Origin of the sequence: Streptomyces sp. JHA26 (genome assembly GCF_002005565.1) — a bacterium.
Taxonomy (GTDB): Bacteria; Actinomycetota; Actinomycetes; order Streptomycetales; family Streptomycetaceae; genus Streptomyces.
This window is the reverse complement of the sequence record NZ_BDJC01000017.1, coordinates 63,752-81,221: the sequence shown is the minus strand read 5'-3', so window position 1 is coordinate 81,221 and position 17,470 is coordinate 63,752. Positions and strand designations below refer to the sequence as shown.

General features: G+C 71.2%; 14 protein-coding genes. 5 read left to right on the top strand and 9 right to left on the bottom strand.

What is annotated here, in order from left to right; all coding sequences use genetic code 11:
- The first annotated feature begins 114 nt into the window (after positions 1 to 114).
- Both JHAT_RS13515 and JHAT_RS13510 read left to right on the top strand, forming a co-directional pair.
- Entirely contained in the window at positions 115 to 2,280 is a 2,166-nt protein-coding gene (locus tag JHAT_RS13515) for a RecQ family ATP-dependent DNA helicase (protein ID WP_077798378.1), read from the top strand.
- Between the two features lie 283 nt (positions 2,281 to 2,563).
- Positions 2,564 to 3,178, top strand: a complete 615-nt coding sequence (locus JHAT_RS13510; RefSeq protein ID WP_077798377.1) for a hypothetical protein — start codon at positions 2,564 to 2,566, stop codon at positions 3,176 to 3,178.
- A 278-nt stretch (positions 3,179 to 3,456) separates the two neighbouring features.
- Here JHAT_RS13510 and JHAT_RS13505 read toward each other — a convergent pair whose 3' ends face one another.
- The 3 genes from JHAT_RS13505 to JHAT_RS13495 all read right to left on the bottom strand — a co-directional run bounded on the left by JHAT_RS13505 (position 3,457) and on the right by JHAT_RS13495 (position 5,575).
- Positions 3,457 to 4,107: a hypothetical protein gene (locus tag JHAT_RS13505; protein ID WP_077798376.1), complete on the bottom strand. Its 651-nt coding sequence runs from the start codon at positions 4,105 to 4,107 to the stop codon at positions 3,457 to 3,459.
- 68 nt (positions 4,108 to 4,175) lie between these two features.
- On the bottom strand, positions 4,176 to 4,877 hold the full coding sequence (locus JHAT_RS13500; protein ID WP_077798405.1) for a ribonuclease HII: 702 nt from the start codon (positions 4,875 to 4,877) through the stop codon (positions 4,176 to 4,178).
- An 80-nt stretch (positions 4,878 to 4,957) separates the two neighbouring features.
- A complete protein-coding gene (locus JHAT_RS13495; RefSeq protein ID WP_077798375.1) occupies positions 4,958 to 5,575 on the bottom strand; it encodes a TetR/AcrR family transcriptional regulator in 618 nt (205 codons plus the stop codon).
- 181 nt (positions 5,576 to 5,756) lie between these two features.
- Here JHAT_RS13495 and JHAT_RS13485 point away from each other — a divergent pair, with 181 nt between their 5' ends.
- On the top strand, positions 5,757 to 7,304 hold the full coding sequence (locus JHAT_RS13485; RefSeq protein ID WP_077798374.1) for an MFS transporter: 1,548 nt from the start codon (positions 5,757 to 5,759) through the stop codon (positions 7,302 to 7,304).
- Between the two features lie 106 nt (positions 7,305 to 7,410).
- Here the strand turns inward: JHAT_RS13485 and JHAT_RS13480 are convergent, their stop codons facing one another.
- From JHAT_RS13480 to JHAT_RS13470, 3 genes are all read right to left on the bottom strand, one after another.
- A complete protein-coding gene (locus JHAT_RS13480) occupies positions 7,411 to 8,328 on the bottom strand; it encodes an ADP-ribosylglycohydrolase family protein (protein WP_077798373.1) in 918 nt (305 codons plus the stop codon).
- A 12-nt stretch (positions 8,329 to 8,340) separates the two neighbouring features.
- Complete coding sequence (locus tag JHAT_RS13475; protein ID WP_077798372.1) at positions 8,341 to 9,000, bottom strand: histidine phosphatase family protein; 660 nt, start codon at positions 8,998 to 9,000, stop codon at positions 8,341 to 8,343.
- 62 nt (positions 9,001 to 9,062) lie between these two features.
- Entirely contained in the window at positions 9,063 to 9,668 is a 606-nt protein-coding gene (locus JHAT_RS13470) for a YdbC family protein (RefSeq protein WP_077798371.1), read from the bottom strand.
- A gap of 156 nt (positions 9,669 to 9,824) precedes the next feature.
- Between JHAT_RS13470 and JHAT_RS13465 the strand changes: the two genes are divergently transcribed.
- Positions 9,825 to 10,358, top strand: a complete 534-nt coding sequence (locus JHAT_RS13465; protein ID WP_077798370.1) for a TerD family protein — start codon at positions 9,825 to 9,827, stop codon at positions 10,356 to 10,358.
- A 66-nt stretch (positions 10,359 to 10,424) separates the two neighbouring features.
- Here JHAT_RS13465 and JHAT_RS13460 read toward each other — a convergent pair whose 3' ends face one another.
- Together JHAT_RS13460 and nrdR are read right to left on the bottom strand one after the other, a co-directional pair.
- On the bottom strand, positions 10,425 to 13,319 hold the full coding sequence (locus JHAT_RS13460; RefSeq protein ID WP_077798369.1) for a vitamin B12-dependent ribonucleotide reductase: 2,895 nt from the start codon (positions 13,317 to 13,319) through the stop codon (positions 10,425 to 10,427).
- A 165-nt stretch (positions 13,320 to 13,484) separates the two neighbouring features.
- Positions 13,485 to 14,036, bottom strand: coding sequence for a transcriptional regulator NrdR (gene nrdR / locus JHAT_RS13455; RefSeq protein ID WP_077798368.1), 552 nt, complete (start codon positions 14,034 to 14,036; stop codon positions 13,485 to 13,487).
- A gap of 568 nt (positions 14,037 to 14,604) precedes the next feature.
- Between nrdR and lexA the strand changes: the two genes are divergently transcribed.
- On the top strand, positions 14,605 to 15,384 hold the full coding sequence (lexA, locus tag JHAT_RS13450) for a transcriptional repressor LexA (protein ID WP_077798367.1): 780 nt from the start codon (positions 14,605 to 14,607) through the stop codon (positions 15,382 to 15,384).
- 101 nt (positions 15,385 to 15,485) lie between these two features.
- Here the strand turns inward: lexA and JHAT_RS13445 are convergent, their stop codons facing one another.
- Positions 15,486 to 17,462: an ATP-dependent DNA helicase gene (locus JHAT_RS13445; protein ID WP_077798366.1), complete on the bottom strand. Its 1,977-nt coding sequence runs from the start codon at positions 17,460 to 17,462 to the stop codon at positions 15,486 to 15,488.
- Positions 17,463 to 17,470: the final 8 nt, after the last annotated feature.

Below are 17,470 nucleotides of genomic sequence, written 5' to 3'. Positions count from 1 at the left end.
TCCGTTTTGCCTGTGGATAACCTCGACCAGGGACACGTCATTTCAGCCCGCCGTCCTCCCCGTCCCTCCCGCCCGTCGCGCCGGCTGTCAGTCCCGTCCTGTTGTATGGAACGCATGGAGCACACGAACAACGCGGACCTCCGGACAGCGGCCGACACGGTCCTCGCCCGCCTCGTCGGGGACCCCTCCGGCGCCGCCCGCCTGCGGGAGGACCAGTGGCTGGCGATCGAGGCACTGGTCGCGGACCGGCGCCGGGCCCTGGTCGTCCAGCGCACGGGATGGGGCAAGTCCGCGGTCTACTTCGTGGCCACCGCGCTGCTGCGGGACCGGGGCAGCGGTCCCACCGTGATCGTCTCCCCCCTGCTCGCCCTGATGCGCAACCAGGTCGAGGCCGCGGCCCGGGCCGGCATCCGGGCCCGGACCATCAACTCCTCCAACACCGAGGAGTGGGGCGCCGTCCGGGACGAGATCGCCGCGGGCGAGGTGGACGTCCTGCTGGTGAGCCCCGAGCGGCTCAACAACCCCGACTTCCGCGACCAGGTGCTGCCCGAGCTCGCCGCCGCCACCGGACTGCTCGTGGTGGACGAGGCGCACTGCATCTCCGACTGGGGCCACGACTTCCGCCCGGACTACCGGCGGCTGCGCACGATGCTCACCGATCTCGCGCCCGGTGTGCCGGTCCTCGCGACGACCGCCACCGCCAACGCGCGCGTGACCGCCGACGTCGCGGAGCAGCTGGGCACCGGGGGCACGTCGGACGCGTTGGTGCTGCGCGGACCGCTGGACCGGGAGAGCCTCAGCCTGAACGTGCTGCGGCTGTCCGACGCCGCGCACCGGATGGCCTGGCTCGCCGACCACCTCCACGAGCTGCCCGGCTCCGGGATCGTCTACACCCTCACGGTGGCCGCCGCCGAAGAGGTCACCGCCTTCCTCCGCCGGCGCGGCCACACCGTCGCCTCCTACACGGGGAAGACCGAGAACGCCGACCGGCAGCAGGCCGAGGACGACCTGCTCGCCAACCGGGTCAAGGCCCTGGTCGCCACCTCGGCGCTGGGCATGGGCTTCGACAAACCGGACCTCGGTTTCGTGGTGCACCTCGGCTCGCCGTCCTCCCCCATCGCGTACTACCAGCAGGTGGGTCGCGCCGGACGCGGTGTCGATCACGCCGAGGTGCTCCTGCTGCCGGGCCAGGAGGACGAGGCGATCTGGGAGTACTTCGCCTCGCTGGCCTTCCCGTCCGAGGACCTGGTGCGCCGCACCCTCGACGTCCTCGCGCGCGCCGAGCGGCCCCTGTCGCTGCCGGCCCTGGAGCCTCTGGTGGAACTGCGCCGCTCCCGTCTGGAGACCATGCTCAAGGTCCTCGACGTCGACGGCGCGGTGAAACGGGTCAAGGGCGGCTGGATCGCGACCGGCCGGCCGTGGACGTACGACGCCGAGCGCTACGACTGGGTCGCGCGGCAGCGCAGGGCCGAACAGCAGGCGATGCGCGACTACGCGTCGACGACGGACTGCCGGATGGAGTTCCTGCAGCGCCAGCTGGACGACGAGGGCGCCAAGCCCTGCGGCCACTGCGACAACTGCGCCGGCCCGCGCTTCACGGCGGACACCTCCCCCGCCGCCCTGGACGCCGCGCGGGCCGATCTGGGCCGGCCCGGCGTCGAGGTGGAGCCGCGCCGCATGTGGCCGACCGGCCTCCCGGCGATCGGCGTCGGGCTGAAGGGGCGCATCCCCGCCGACGAGCAGGCGGCGACGGGGCGCGCGTTGGGGCGTCTTTCCGACATCGGCTGGGGCAACCGGCTGCGCCCGATGCTGGCGGCGCACGCTCCCGACGGTCCGGTGCCGGACGATGTCGCGAAGGCCGTCGTGACGGTGCTGGCCGACTGGGCCAAAGGGCCGGCCGGCTGGGCCTCCGGCGCGGCCGGCGCCCCACCGCGACCCGTCGGCGTGGTGACGGTCGCCTCGCGTTCGCACCCTCGGCTGATCCACTCGCTCGGTGCGCGCATCGCCGAGGTGGGCCGGCTGCCGCTGCTCGGTTCGATCGAGTACACGGGGGAAGCGCAGCCGGTGTCCCGCAGCAACAGCGCACAGCGCCTCAAGGCGCTCGACGGGACGCTCACGGTGCCGCCCGCCCTTGCCGGCGCGCTCAGCGGTCAGGAGGGTCCGGTTCTCCTCGTGGACGACTACACGGAGACCGGCTGGACCCTCGCGGTCGCCGCCCGGCTGCTCCGTCGCGCGGGCGCCCCGGGGGTGTTGCCACTGGTCCTGGCCGTGCAGGGCTGACCGCCCGCCGGTGCGCGCACGACCGGGCCGGACCACCCGACGTCCCCCGGGGCGGTGCGCCCCATGCGTCGCCCGGCATCCCTGTGGGTAGGGATATAGGACGCGCATCATCCGATAACGGTCGACGGTCCCAATTGCTCGTTGCCGCATCCCAGTTCGACAGGAAGAATTGAAGTCCGCTCCCCGCACGGCTCGTCCGTGTCCCGGCAGGGCTTCACTGCGGTGCGCGCTCCCCCGAATCCGACCCCGCCCGCAGTGTGGGCGCGTAGCCGAAGGGAGGAACGTGACCTTCGGATTCGCCTCGTCCTCGGCGGCATCTTTGTCGCCGTCCACCACCTCCGCCACCCGCCTGCTCGAACCCGCGGAGTGGGCCTCGGCCGGAATTCCACTGCTGCGCAATCCGCGGGAGGTCGTCAGCGGACTGCACTCACGGCACCGTCCCGAGCCGGCGACCGCGATCGTGGCCGTGCTCGACCCGGACGAACGGCTGTGCGCGAGCGCGTCGTTCACCGTCCGCCGTGCGCCGGCGGACGGATGGATGTTCCGCAACGCGCTGCTCGCCCAGCTCCGCCGGGTCATCCCGCACGACCTGCGGCGCCGCACTCCGGTGCGCACCGCCGTACTGCTCTACTGCCGTGAGGGCGACGCGCGCTGGACGGAGGAGGACGGCGCGTGGATGTGGGGACTGCGTGACGCCTGCACGCTGCACGGACTGCGCTGCGGGGCGTACGTCACGCTGACCCGTGACGGATGGCAGGTCCTCGGCGAGGGCCGCGGCGGCCGTCGGCCCAACGCGGTGTCGGCGCCGGAGCCGTTCGCCACGTCGGAGGCACCGCTGCCGCCGCCGCGTACCGGTGGTGTCGCCTCGGACGTACTGCGCCGCGCGGCGGCCCGCTGAGCGACGGGGGCCCCGGTGTGCCGCTTCCGCGCACCCGAGCCCCGGACGCCGAGGCCGACCGGACACCCGGCACCGCCCGCACTCCCCCGCCGTCCCGGACGGCGCACCGGCCTGCCGCACCACGGGGGCACCCGGCCCGCACCCCGCGCGAACGGCGGTGCGTCCCGGCCGACGTCGGCCGGCGGGACAGGCCGGCGCCGTCACCGAGAGCGCGCCGACGCGACGGTCGCCGGTGCCGCGCCAAGCCACCGGAGTCCGGAGCCTGTGACGCGAACGGCTCAGGCGCTCGCGTCCAGCACCGGGTTGATCCGCTGCGGATCACCGCAGACGATCAGCAGGGCGCCCGCCCGGGAACGCGCCGCCGAAAGGGCTGTGACGACAGCGGATTCGGGACCTCCGTTGAGCGCGACGACGACCACGGGGCGCGCCGCGGCACGCTCGACGACGGCGGCGTCCGCGTAGAAGACGTCGTCGCCCGCGTCGTGCTGCGCCCAGTAGGCGGCGTCGCCGAAGGACAGTTCGTGGGCGGCCCACGGATGCGGTTCGCCGGTGGTGACCACCAGTACGTCACCCGGAGTGCGGCCCGAGTCCAGCAGCAGGTCCACGGCTTCCTCGGCCGCGTCGAGCGCGCCCTCAGGAGAAGCGGGGATCAGCTGGATCTGCGGGCCGGCCGGGGTGGCGGCGGGAGTTGCCGGACCCGAGGGTCCGGGCTTGGCCGGGGCCGCGTCGCGCGAGGTGCGCTGCGCCGGCGGCGTCGGCCGCAGGGGGCCGGGACGACCGGGGCGCGGCGGAGCCGCGGGACGGGGGCCGGGTACGGGGCGGGGGCCGGGTACGGGGCGGGGGGTCGGCGCGGTGCGGCCGCTGGCCGGAGTGGCGCGGGGACCCTGGGCCTTCTCGTGAATCTGAGGCTCCTCGGGAATGAGAGGCATGAGCTGATTTTTATCAAACATTGGTGCGGCTCGCGTCGGCGGGTGGCGCATGCCTGCGAGCGGAACCGTCAGAAATCGAAGCCGAGCTGACCCTCGATTTCCGGAACGCTTCCGTCCACCCCACTGCGGACCTTCTTGAGGTGCCGCCACTGGGGCAGCGCATCAAGATACGCCCACGACAACCGGTGGTACGGGGTGGGGCCCCGCTCCGCCAGTGCGGCCTTGTGCACGGGCGACGGATACCCGGCGTTGTCCGCAAAACCGAAGTCTGCATGGTCGATACCCAGTTCGGCCATCATTTTGTCGCGCTGGACCTTGGCGAGCACCGAAGCCGCCGCGACCGCCACGCACGACCGGTCGCCCTTGATGACCGTACGGACCCGCCAGGGCGCCCCGAGATAGTCGTGCTTGCCGTCGAGGATGACGGCGTCGGGACGGACCGGCAGGGCCTCCAGGGCGCGTACCGCGGCCAGTCGCAGCGCCGCGGTCATCCCCAGTGCGTCGATCTCCTCCGGAGAGGAGTGCCCCAGGGCGTAGGAGTCCACCCAGTCCCGCAGTTCCGCGGCGAGCTCGGTCCGCCGCTTGACGGTGAGCAGCTTGGAGTCGGTGAGGCCCACCGGGGGCCGCCGCAGTCCGGTGACCGCCGCGCAGACGGTGACCGGGCCGGCCCACGCACCGCGTCCCACCTCGTCGACACCGGCAACGATCTTGGCTCCGGTCGTGGCGCGCAGAGAGCGCTCGACGGTGTGAGTGGGTGGTTCGTACGGCATGACGCCCACAGCCTACGCCGCCCCGGACCGCCGTCGACACCCGCCTCCCCGAGCGGCGCCGGACCTCTCGAAGCTTGGGGTCAGGCACCTTCGGGCCGCAGCAGCGGGACCATCAGCCGGTCGATCATCTCCTCGATCTCCACATCCGTCCATTCACTACCGCAAACTTTCGATCGGTACATCATCATCGCCGGAACGGCGTCGAAGACGTAACCGTTGGCCGCCTCCCGGCGAACCTCTCCACGCTCGATTCCCCGGATGATGACCTCGCGCAGCATCTTGATGGTCGGCTCGACGACCCCCTCGAAGATCACCGCGTGGAACTGCTCCGCCTGCATCGTGTCGCATTCGTGAATGACCGATCGCAAGGCGAAGCCGGAGCGCGAGAACATCGCGTCGCGAGCCCGCCGGCACAGTGCCAGGAGATCGTCGCGCACGCTCCCGAGGTCGGGCACGGCGTCGAAGCTCGGCAGTCCGGACCGCAGGGCGTCCGCGACGAGGTCCTCCTTGGACGGCCAGCGACGGTAGACCGCCGCCTTGCCCGTCTGGGCACCGGCGGCCACCCCCTCCATCGTCAGACCGTTCCAGCCGACGGTGCCGAGCTGCTCCAGCGCGGCGTCGAGGATCGCGCGTTCGAGGACCGCACCGCGCCGGCGGGAGGGCGTCCGGGCGGAAGCGGCGCAGTGCGAGGGAACCATTCGGGGATCTCCAGGAAGCGATGAGCGGTTTTCGGGGGGCGGAGACGCGACGCGCCCACGACGGGGGACGGAACGCGCGACGACGTCGCGAGTGAACGCTTGCGTTCACTGTCGGGGAGTCACTACCGTTGACGCAACAGTGAACGCCACCGTTCACTAAGTCATTCGTGGGGGACACATAGTGACGACCTCTTCCTTGATCAAAGACCAGAAGCCGGGAGCCGCCCGCCGGGAGGGGCGTCCCGGCATCGCGCTCACGGTCATCGCGGCCTGCCAACTCATGGTGGTACTCGACGCGACGATTGTGAACATCGCCCTCCCGCACATTCAAGAAGCACTCGCCTTCAGCACCACCGACCTCACCTGGGTCGTCAGTGCCTACACGCTCACCTTCGGCGGTCTGCTGCTGCTCGGCGGCCGGGCCGGCGACATCCTCGGCCGACGCCGCGTCTTCATGACCGGCATCCTGCTGTTCACCCTCGCCTCGCTGCTCGGCGGCTTCGCCCAGGAGCCCTGGCAGCTGCTGGCGGCACGCGTCCTGCAGGGCGTGGGAGGCGCGATCGCGTCACCCACGTCGCTGGCGCTCATCACCACCACCTTTCCGGAAGGGCCGGAACGGAACCGGGCCTTCGGCGTCTTCGCGGCCGTCTCCGCGGGCGGCGGCGCCATCGGCCTGCTCGCGGGCGGCATGCTCACCGAGTGGCTCGACTGGCGCTGGGTGCTCTTCGTCAACGTGCCGATCGGCGTCCTGATCGCCGTGCTGACGCCGCTCTACATCAGCGAGTCCGAGCGGCACTCCGGACGCTTCGACATCGCCGGAGCGGTGACCTCGACGACAGGCATGGCGTCCCTCGTCTACGGCTTCATCCGTGCCGCGGACGAGGGCTGGCGGGACACCCTCACCATCGGGTCCTTCGCGGCGGCGGCGGTACTGCTGCTGGCCTTCACGCTCATCGAGTCGCGGGCCAAGGAGCCGATCACCCCGCTGAGGATGTTCGCCGACCGCAACCGCTCCGGCACCTACGTGATCATGCTGTGCCTGGCAGCGGCGATGTTCGGCATGTTCTTCTACATCGTGCTCTTCGTCCAGAACGTGCTGGGCTACACCCCGATCCAGGCCGGCCTCGCCTTCCTGCCGGTCACGGTCGTGATCGCGATCGGTGCGGGTCTGTCGCAGCGCTTCCTGCCCGTCTTCGGCCCGAAGCCGTTCATGCTCGCGGGCTCGGCGCTCGCGACGCTCGGACTGGGCTGGCAGGCCCTCATCAGCTCCGACAGCTCCTACGTGGGCGGCGTGCTCGGCCCGATGCTGATCTTCGGCTTCGGCATGGGCCTGAACTTCGTGACCCTGACGCTCACCGCGGTCTCCGGAGTCGCCCAGCACGAAGCCGGCGCGGCGTCCGGACTGCTCAACGCGATGCAGCAGGTGGGCGGATCGATCGGTCTGGCCATCCTGACGACCGTGTTCGGCACGGCGAGCAAGGACGAGGCGGCCAAGGTACTGCCGGACTTCCTCGCCAACGGCTCGGCCGAGCAGAAGGCGGAGTTCGCCAGGACCCACCAACTGCCCGCTCCCTGGGGGCACGAGGTACTGGCCGAGGGGATCTCGGCGGCCTTCGTCCCCGCCGCCGCCATGGCCGTACTCGCCCTGGCCACGGCGTGGCTGGTGATCCGGGTCCGCAAGAGCGACCTGGAGGCCCTCGCCGGCACGGCCGGGCCCGGGATGGGCTGAACGCGGCCGGGCCGGCCCCGAAGCACCGGCGGCCGGGTGCGTCAGGCGTGACTCCAGGCGTGATTCGTCGGCCCCTGCCCCGCCGAGCGGGGCAGGGGCCGACGAATCATCCGGCAGAGCCGTCCGCGCCGGCCGTCCAGCTCGGCAGCGCCTCGGTGCGGGCCGCCCACTCGGCCGGCGGCGCGCCCGCCCGGCCGGCGGCGACCACCCCGCCCACGATCGCGCAGGTCGTGTCCACGTCCCCGCCGACCTGGGCGGTCGTCCAGAAGGCGCGCTCGTAGTCGCCGAGGGCCCGCGCGGCGGACCAGAGCGCGAAGGGCACCGTGTCGTGGGCGGTCGTACGCCTGCCGCAGCCCAGTACGGCGGCGACGGTGGCCGCGTCGCCGTAGTCGAGCATGTCCCGGGCGCGGCGCAGCCCGGCGGCGACGGCGCTCTTCGGTACCAGCGCGATCACCCCGTCGAGGAGCGCGTGCCCCTCGGGCGGGCCGCCGGCCGACGCGGCCAGCGCGGCGGCGGCGGCGACGGCCATGGCGCCGACCACCGCCTCGCGGTGCTGGTGCGTGGGGTAGGCCGAGATCTCGGCCTGGTGCGTCGCCTGCTCCGGGTCGTCCGCGTACCAGGCGCCCAGGGGGGCGATGCGCATCGCGGCACCGTTGCCCCAGGACCCCTGGCCGTTGAAGAGCGCGGCGGCCAGCTCGCGCCAGTCACCACCCTCCCGGACCAACCGCAGCAGCCGGTTGACCGCCGGGCCGTAGCCGCGGTCGAAGTCGTGGTGCTCGGCGAAGGAGCGTGCCAGGGCGTCCTGGTCGATGCGGTGGTGGGCGGCCAGGACGGCGACCACGGAGGCGGCCATCTCGGTGTCGTCGGTCCACTGCCAGGTCCCCGGCGGCAGCTCGCGGCGCCCCAGCAGCGGGTAGTTCACGGGCACGAAGAACTGTGAGCCCAGCGCGTCCCCCACCGACAGTCCGCGCAGGCTGGCCAGCGCCCGGTCCAGGCGCTCGTCGGGAGATGAATGAGCCGTCATCGCCCTGCCACCCTATCCCGTGATCCCGTACGGCTCCGGTTTCCGCCACCGTTCGAAGGGCCTGTCCAGGGCGTACTTGCCGTCCTCGCCCAGGACGAGCATCCGGAACTCGCCGTTGCCGGGGTTCGACAGCGACTCGAACTCCGCGACCGTCCAGTGGAACCACCGCATGCAGAACAGGCGCATCGCCAGTCCGTGGGTGACGATGAGGACGTTCGGCGGATGGTCGGGGTCCTCGAAACTGCGGAACAGGCTCTCCAGGAAGCCGCCGACCCGGTCGTAGACGTCGGCGCCGGACTCGCCCTGCGCGAAACGGTAGAAGAAGTGGCCGTAGGCGTCGCGGTAGGCCTTCTGCAGGCGCACGTCCTCGCGGTCCTGCCAGTTCCCCCAGTCCTGCTCGCGCAGCCGGGGTTCCTCGCGTATCCGTATCAGCTCGGGGTCGAGGTGGAAGGCGCGCAGCGTCTCGTGGGTGCGGCGGTACGGGGAGACGTACACGCTGACGCGTTCGCGGCCGAACATCTCGCGCAGGGTCTTGCCCGTCTCCTCGGCTTCCGCCCAGCCCTGCTCGGTCAGGGCGAGCGCGTGGTCGGGTTCGCGTTCGTAGACGGAGTCGTCGTGGTTGCCGACCGATTCGCCGTGCCGGACGAGAACGATGCGCCGTGGTCGTGCCATGTCAGAACCCTAGATCGTGGAACGGGGAACCGAGGACTCCCGCCTGCCCCGTACGGCGTAGGTCACACGGTCCAGGAGGGTTCCAGCTGCACGATGTCCCCCGTGAGGGCCGCGATGTCGGCCTCGGTCTGGGCGCGCAGGGCGAGCCGCTCCACCCTCTCGGCGCGGTACTTGCCGTGTTCGGCGGCCGACCGCCACATCGACAGCACCAGGTACTCGTTGCCGGGTGCCTCACCGAACAGTCCGCGGATCATGCCGGGCGAGCCGGCCATCGCGGGGTTCCAGACCTTCTCCTGCATCAGCACGTAGTGCTCGGCCCGGTCCTCGTGGACGCGGCAGAGCGCCACCCGCAGCAGGTCGGCGTCCGTGAAACGGGGTTCGAACCCGGTCTTCACGTCGAACCGGTGGTCGAAGAGTCTGACCTGGGCGTCCTTGAAGGTGCCCGCCTGGGCCGAGGCGAGCCGGTCGTGCGAGCGCGCCATGAAGGAGTCGTAGAAGGCCCTGCTCTCCCAGAAGGCGAAGACGTGCGCCACGTCCGGCCGTCCCCGGCTCCAGCCGCCCCCCTGCCCCCGAAAACCCGGCTCCCCCGGAAGCCCCGCCCACTTCCGCTGCCCCCGCTCGAAACCGCGGCGGTCTACCACGGTGCAGCGAATCCACTTGACCAGCACCGCGCCATGGTAAGGCCAGGGGGCGTGGCGCCGGTCACTGTCCGGCGGACTGCTCTCCCGCTGCCGCGTCCGGGTGCATGGCAGGATGGACAACCGGCCGACACTGCTCGGCAGTTGGGGTGGCGGGGCAAGGCAGTACCGGGGAAGGGGAAGTCTGTGAACGCCCTCAGCAAGGGGATCCGCAAGGTCGAGGTCGCGTTGCGTTGGGACCCGAGTCCGGCGGGAGCGCCACCCGCCGACCTGGACGTCGTCGCCGGAACCTACCCGGCGGACGATCCGTACGGTGGTCCCTCCTACGTGGTGCACTTCGACAGCCGTTCCCCCGACGGCACGATCTATCTGAATCGGGACAGCAGGGACGGCAAGGGCTTCGGCTACGACGAGGTCATGACGCTGGAGCTGGAGCGGCTCGACGCCCGGTACGCGCGCGTGGTCGTCGGGGTCGTGATCCAACAGCGCTCCGGGCGGCGGACGTTCGACGGCGTGACCAACCCGGGTCTGCGCATCCGGGAGGGCTACACCGTGCTGGCCGAGGACGGTTTCGACGGTGTTCCGGCGGCGACGGCGGCGACGGTCGCGGAGTTCGTCCGGGACGGGACGGGGGCGTGGGAGTTCCGTCCCGGTGTCCACGGCTTCGAGGGCGACCCGGCGACGTTCACCGGTGTCATGGGCGCGGCTCGCAGGCCCTGAACCGGTGGAAGGGGTGAGGGGGCGCCGGCCAAGGCCGGCGCCCCCTCACTCATGGGGTCCTACCGATCAGCTGCAGCCGCTGGTCGAGCCGCAGCCCTCGCAGATGTAGCAGGAACCGGCCCGCTGCATCTTCGTGCCGCAGGAGAAGCACAGCGGGGCGTCGGCCTGGATGCCCAGCTGCATCTCCACCAGCTCGGCGCTGGTGTGCGCCTCCTTCGGAGCGGGCTTGACCACCTCGGCCTCGGCCTTCGGCGTGGCGACCGCCTTCAGCTCCTGGGCGCGCGGTGCCGACTGGGCCAGGCCCTCGACGTCGACCTCGTCGTCGGACGGCTCGTACGAACCGGTCTCCAGGTGCCGCTGGCGCTCCTCGGCCGAGTGGATGCCGAGGGCGGAGCGGGTCTCGAAGGGCAGGAAGTCCAGCGCCAGGCGGCGGAAGATGTAGTCGACGATCGACTGCGCCATCCGCACGTCCGGGTCGTCCGTCATGCCGGCCGGCTCGAAGCGCATGTTGGTGAACTTCGAGACGTACGTCTCCAGGGGCACGCCGTACTGGAGGCCGACGGAGACCGCGATGGAGAAGGCGTCCATCATGCCCGCGAGGGTGGAGCCCTGCTTGGACATCTTCAGGAAGACCTCGCCGAGACCGTCGTCCGGGTAGGAGTTGGCGGTCATGTAGCCCTCGGCGCCACCGACCGTGAACGAGGTGGTGATGCCGGGGCGTCCCTTCGGGAGGCGCTTGCGGACCGGGCGGTACTCGACCACCTTCTCGACCGCGGCGCGGATCGTCTCCTCGGCCTTCTCGGTGACCTCGGCCTTCTCCTTCTCCTTGGTCTTCGCGGAGAGCGGCTGGCCGACCTTGCAGTTGTCCCGGTAGATCGCGAGCGCCTTGACGCCGAGCTTCCAGGCCTCGTAGTAGATCTCCTCGACCTCCTCGACGGTCGCCGACTCCGGCATGTTGACCGTCTTGGAGATGGCGCCGGAGATCCAGGGCTGGATCGCGGCCATCATGCGGACGTGGCCCATCGGGGAGATGGCGCGCTCGCCCATGGCGCAGTCGAACACCTCGTAGTGCTCGGGCTTGAGGCCGGGGGCGTCGATCACGTTGCCGTGCTCGGCGATGTGGGCGACGATCGCCTCGATCTGCTCCTCCTGGTAGCCCAGGCGGCGCAGGGCCTGCGGGACGGTGCCGTTGACGATCTGCATCGAGCCGCCGCCGACGAGCTTCTTGAACTTGACCAGGGCGAGGTCGGGCTCGACGCCGGTGGTGTCGCAGGACATGGCCAGGCCGATGGTGCCGGTCGGGGCGAGCACGGACGCCTGCGAGTTACGGAAACCGTTCTTCTCGCCGAGGCGCAGCACGTCCTGCCAGGCCTCGGTGGCGGCGGCCCACACCGGGGTGTCCAGGTCGTCCATGCGCACGGCGGTGCCGTTGGCGTCGGAGTGCTGCTTCATGACGCGCTGGTGGGCGTCCGCGTTGCGGGCGTAGCCGTCGTACGGGCCGACGACCGCGGCGAGCTCGGCGGAGCGGCGGTAGGCCGTGCCCGTCATCAGGGAGGTGATGGCGCCGGCGAGGGCGCGGCCGCCGTCGGAGTCGTAGGCGTGGCCGGTGGCCATCAGCAGGGCGCCGAGGTTGGCGTAGCCGATGCCGAGCTGGCGGAAGGCGCGGGTGTTCTCGCCGATCTTCTGGGTCGGGAAGTCCGCGAAGCAGATCGAGATGTCCATCGCGGTGATGACCAGCTCGACGACCTTCTGGAAGCGCTCGGTCTCGAAGGACTGGTTGCCCTTGCCGTCGTCCTTCAGGAACTTCATCAGGTTCAGCGAGGCCAGGTTGCAGGACGTGTTGTCCAGGTGCATGTACTCGCTGCAGGGGTTCGAGCCGTTGATCCGGCCGGACTCCGGGCAGGTGTGCCAGTGGTTGATCGTGTCGTCGTACTGGATGCCCGGGTCGGCGCAGGCCCAGGCGGCCTCGGCCATCTTGCGGAAGAGGGACTTGGCCTCGATCTCCTCGATGACCTCGCCGGTCATACGGGCCCGCAGGCCGAACTTGCCGCCCTGCTCGACCGCCTTCATGAACTCGTCGTTCACGCGGACGGAGTTGTTGGCGTTCTGGTACTGGACGGAGGTGATGTCGTCGCCGCCCAGGTCCATGTCGAAGCCCGCGTCGCGCAGGGCGCGGATCTTCTCCTCCTCCTTGACCTTGGTCTCGATGAAATCCTCCACGTCGGGGTGGTCGACGTCGAGGATGACCATCTTGGCGGCGCGGCGGGTGGCGCCACCGGACTTGATGGTGCCGGCGGAGGCGTCGGCGCCGCGCATGAAGGAGACCGGGCCGGAGGCGTTGCCGCCGGAGGAGAGCAGCTCCTTGGAGGAGCGGATCCGGGAAAGGTTCAGGCCGGCGCCGGAACCGCCCTTGAAGATCATGCCCTCTTCCTTGTACCAGTCGAGGATCGACTCCATGGAGTCGTCGACGGACAGGATGAAGCAGGCGGAGACCTGCTGCGGCTGGGGCGTGCCGACGTTGAACCAGACCGGGCTGTTGAAGCTGAAGATCTGGTGCAGGAGAGCGTAGGCCAGCTCGTGCTCGAAGATCTCGGCGTCGGCGGGCGAGGCGAAGTACTTGTGGTCCTCACCGGCCTTCCGGTACGTCTTCACGATGCGGTCGATGAGCTGCTTCAGGCTCACCTCGCGCTGCGGGGTGCCGACGGCACCGCGGAAGTACTTGCTGGTGACGATGTTGACCGCGTTCACCGACCAGAAGTCGGGGAACTCGACGCCGCGCTGCTCGAAGTTGACCGAGCCGTCGCGCCAGTTGGTCATGACGACGTCACGACGCTCCCAGGCCACCTCGTCGTAGGGGTGGACCCCGGGGGTGGTGTGGACGCGCTCGACGTGGAGTCCCTTGCCCGCCTTGGTGCCCTTGGCGCGGGAGCTCCGTGCCGGACCGCTCGCCGTCTCTGTCATGCCGCCTCCCATGTACGGACGAAAACGCCCTGAAGTGCCCCGATTGTTCCCGTGGCACGGTGTTCTGTCTGGTGTCGCGGGCCCCTCTGGATCCGCCCGCGACAGGTCTTTCTCACTCGCCGCCGCCCGCCGGGCCCGGTTCCTGCGTCCGGGTCCGGCCGCCGGTCAGTCGGCGGCGCCTGCGGGTTCGGGGACCTGTGCCGTCCCCGTGGACCCGCGGTCGTCTTCCTGGCTCCCCGGGCCGGCCTCGTCACCGGCCCCGCCGGGGTGCCCCGTCGCCTCCCGCAGCTCCGCGATCGCGGCCTCGAAGTCATCGAGCGAGTCGAACGCCCGGTAGACCGAGGCGAACCGCAGATAGGCGACGAGGTCGAGCTCCTGCAACGGGCCGAGTATGGCCAGTCCCACATCGTGGGTGGTCAGCTCGGCGCTTCCGGTGGCCCTCACCGCCTCCTCGACGCGCTGGCCGAGCTGGGCGAGCGCGTCCTCGGTGACGGGCCGGCCCTGGCAGGCCTTGCGCACACCATTGATGATCTTGATGCGGCTGAACGGCTCGGTGACCCCGGACCGCTTCACCACCATGAGCGAGCACGTCTCCACGGTCGTGAAACGACGGGAGCAGTCGGGGCACTGGCGGCGCCTGCGGATCGACGTGCCGTCGTCGGTCGTACGGCTGTCGACCACGCGGCTGTCGGGGTGCCTGCAGAAGGGGCAGTGCATGAATTCCCAACCCTCCTCACAGCAGACCAAAGAGCCCCAGGAGGCCCTTCAGGCCCCTCGAAGCAGCCTCAAGCATAGGCGATCACGGCGGGCCCGAAGACCAGGGGCACCACAACTTGTGGGCTGCTCCCGTAATCCAACCACTACATGTGGTGCTTGACCCATGCATTCACGCCTCGCACGCGTGTCGCACCCGTGTATACGAGGGACGTGGGCCCCCGTACCGCACGGGGACGCGCGCCGGACGCGCCCGCACCGCCGCCCCGGCGCATGCGGAGATACGGTGGGCGCCCCGGGGAGGGGCCGTGGGACTACCGCACAGATGGGCGCCGGCCCCCGCCGGACGGGACGCCCGATGACAGACTGGGGGCGACGATCGGCGAGGTCGCCGCCCGGCGGCGAGGGTACAGCAACGGGCCTTCGCACCCCCCGGACGCCGCGATGGCTATACACCCGGACCCCTTCTCCGGGTGGGCGATTCGCGTTTTTTCACTCGAACGTGTGTTTGGCGCAACCTTTCGAAAGCTACTACCGTTGTGCAGCAGGGAGACCATCGAGAGGGGCCGACGTGACCACCACCGCCGACAGTGCCACCATCACTGCCCAGGACCGCCCCCAGGGCCGACCTGAGCCGGTACACGCCATGAGCGACGCCATGAATCCCGAGGGGCCCAAGCGCTCCCTGCCGGGCCGACCTCCCGGCATCCGGGCGGACAGCTCGGGCCTCACCGACCGCCAGCGCCGGGTGATCGAGGTCATCAGGGACTCCGTGCAGCGGCGGGGCTACCCGCCGTCGATGCGGGAGATCGGCCAGGCCGTCGGCCTCTCCAGCACCTCCTCCGTCGCACACCAGCTGATGGCACTGGAGCGCAAGGGCTTCCTGCGCCGCGACCCGCACCGCCCGCGCGCCTACGAGGTGCGCGGCTCCGACCAGGCCGCCACCGTGCAGCCCACGGACACCGCCGGCAAGCCCGCCGCGTCGTACGTCCCGCTCGTCGGGCGCATCGCCGCCGGTGGTCCGATCCTCGCCGAGGAGTCCGTGGAGGACGTCTTCCCCCTGCCCCGGCAGTTGGTCGGTGACGGCGAGCTCTTCGTCCTCAAGGTCGTCGGCGACTCGATGATCGAGGCCGCCATCTGCGACGGCGACTGGGTCACGGTCCGCCGCCAGCCGGTCGCCGAGAACGGCGACATCGTGGCCGCGATGCTCGACGGCGAGGCCACCGTCAAGCGCTTCAAGCGCGAGGACGGGCACGTCTGGCTCCTCCCGCACAACTCGGCGTACGAGCCCATCCCCGGAGACGACGCGACCATCCTCGGCAAGGTGGTGGCCGTACTGCGCCGCGTCTGAGCGCCACACCGGACGGATCCCGCACGACAGCGGCCCGCCGGTACCGACCGGGCCCCGGAACCTCTGCGCCGGTTCCGGGGCCCCGCGCTGTCCGGGCCCCCTCAGCCGTCCTCAGCCTGCCGCGCCGCCGCGTCGATGGCGGCCAGCGACTTGCGCACCTGGTTGCGGTCCGTGGTGAACCAGAAGTCCGGCAGTGACGCCTTCAGATAGCTCCCGTACCGGGCCGTGGCCAGCCGCTGGTCCAGGACGGCGACCACACCGCGGTCGCCCGACGCGCGGACGAGGCGTCCGGCGCCCTGCGCCATGAGCAGCGCGGCATGTGTGGCGGCGACCGCCATGAAGCCGTTGCCGCCGGCCTCCTCGACCGCCTTCTGGCGAGCGCTCATCAGAGGATCGTCGGGGCGCGGGAACGGGATCTTGTCCATGACGACCAGCTGACAGCTGGGACCGGGGACGTCCACGCCCTGCCACAGGGACAGCGTGCCGAACAGACAGGTCCTCGGATCGGCGGCGAAGTTCTTGATCAGCTCACCGAGCGTCTCCTCGCCCTGGAGGAGGATCGGGTACTCGGGGATGCGGGAACGCAGCTCTTCGGCGGCCAGCTGAGCCGCCCGCATCGAGGAGAACAGACCCAGCGTGCGGCCGCCGGCCGCCTGGATCAGCTCCGTGAGCTCGTCGAGCATGTCGCCGCGGTCGCCGTCCCGTGCGGGCCGTGCCAGGTGCTTGGCGACGTACAGGATGCCCTGCTTGCGGTAGTCGAAGGGCGAGCCGACGTCGACGCCCTTCCACGGGGGGAGGTCGTCGCCCTCCGTCCCCTCGGGAGCCAGGCCGAGCGAGGCGCCGACACCGTTGAAGTCGCCGCCCAGCTTCAGCGTCGCCGAGGTCAGCACGACGGAGCGGTCGGTGAAGAGCTTCTCGCGCAGCAGGCCCGAGACGGACATCGGTGCGACGCGCAGGGACGCGCCGAAGCGGTCGTGGCGCTCGTACCAGACGACGTCCCACTCGGAGCCGTTCGTGATCCGCTCCGCCACGTCGTGGACGGACTCCACCGAGGCCAGTGCCTGCTTGCGGACCGCGTCCTCGTCCTGCACGGACCTGTCCCGCGTGGCGCCGATCGCGGAGATGACCGTGCGGGAGGCGTCGCGCAGCGCCATCAGGGCGTAGCCGAGGTCCTCCGGGATCTCCTCGAGCCGGCCCGGCAGGGCCAGCTCCATCAGCCGCTCGAAGCCCTCCGCGGCCGTCTGGAGCTGGTCGGCGGCCTTCTCGTCGACGAGCTTCGCGGCCCGCCGCACCGCCCGGTTGACCTGGCCCGGAGTGAGCTCGCCGGTGGCCACGCCGGTGACCCGGGAGACCAGTTCGTGCGCCTCGTCGACGATCAGCACCTCGTGCTGCGGCAGTACCGGCGCGCCCTCGATGGCGTCGATCGCGAGCAGCGCGTGGTTGGTGACGACGACCTGCGCGAGCTTGGCCTGCTCCCGGGCCGTCTCCGCGAAGCACTCCGCGCCGTAGGCGCACTTCGAGGCGCCCAGGCACTCCCGCGAGGACACCGACACCTGCGACCAGGCTCGGTCGGAGACGCCGGGCGTGAGGTCGTCGCGGTCGCCCGTCTCCGTCTCGTCCGCCCAGTCCCGCATCCGCAGCAGGTCCTGGCCCAGCTTGCTGGTGGGGGCGGCGGCCTCGAACTGGTCGAACAGGCCCTCCTCCTCGTCCTGCGGAACGCCCTCGTGGAGCCGGTGCAGGCACAGGTAGTTCGACCGGCCCTTGAGCATCGCGAACTCCGGGCGGCGGCGCAGCAGCGGATGGAGCGCGTCGACCGTGCGGGGCAGGTCCCGCTCGACCAGCTGGCGCTGCAGGGCCAGGGTCGCCGTGGCCACGACCACCCGCTCCCCGTGCGCCAGCGCGGGCACGAGGTACCCCAGCGACTTTCCGGTGCCGGTGCCGGCCTGGACCAGCAGATGGGAGCCGCTGTCGATCGCTTCCGCGACGGCTTCGGCCATGGCCACCTGGCCGGGGCGCTCCGTACCGCCGACGGCGGTGACGGCGGCGTGCAGGAGTTCGGGGAGTGAGGGCTTCGTCATAGCGCGAC